The 403-nt window shown below is 76.7% G+C and carries 1 protein-coding gene; it reads left to right on the top strand.

Annotated features, from left to right (window positions below; all coding sequences use genetic code 11):
- Positions 1 to 392 (top strand): (2Fe-2S)-binding protein (locus P409_RS35805; RefSeq protein WP_193366549.1); only part of this gene is annotated, 392 nt, incomplete at its 5' end.
- Positions 393 to 403 lie beyond the last annotated feature (11 nt).

Below are 403 nucleotides of genomic sequence, written 5' to 3'. Positions count from 1 at the left end.
GCTGGGTCACGGTCGGCGGCATCCGCTCCACCGGCATGACGGCGGCGCTCGGCATCGCCCGACACGTCGAGGCGCTGGGCATCGTCGGCGGGGCATCCGGCGCCGCCCGGCCCGAGACGCCGGCGCCCCGCATGCCGAACCTGGCCGAGCACCGCCCGCGCGACTGGCAGCTGCCCGGCTACGGGGAGATCGTCTGCCATTGCGAGATGGTGACGCAGCGGGAGATCGAGGCGGCCCTGGCCGGCCCGCTGCCGCCGGGCGATTTCGGCGGGCTGAGGCGGCGCACCCGCTGCGGCATGGGCCGCTGCCAGGGGTTCAACTGCCTCGGCCGCCTGGCCGAGCTGACCGCCGGCCGGTTGCCGCATCCGATGCCGGCGCGGGCCCTGTCATGACCGAGCCGGAC

The sequence above is a fragment of the Inquilinus limosus MP06 genome (assembly GCF_000767795.1).
GTDB classification, from domain to species: domain Bacteria; phylum Pseudomonadota; class Alphaproteobacteria; order DSM-16000; family Inquilinaceae; genus Inquilinus; species Inquilinus limosus_E.
This window is presented reverse-complemented; position numbering and strand designations above follow the sequence as displayed.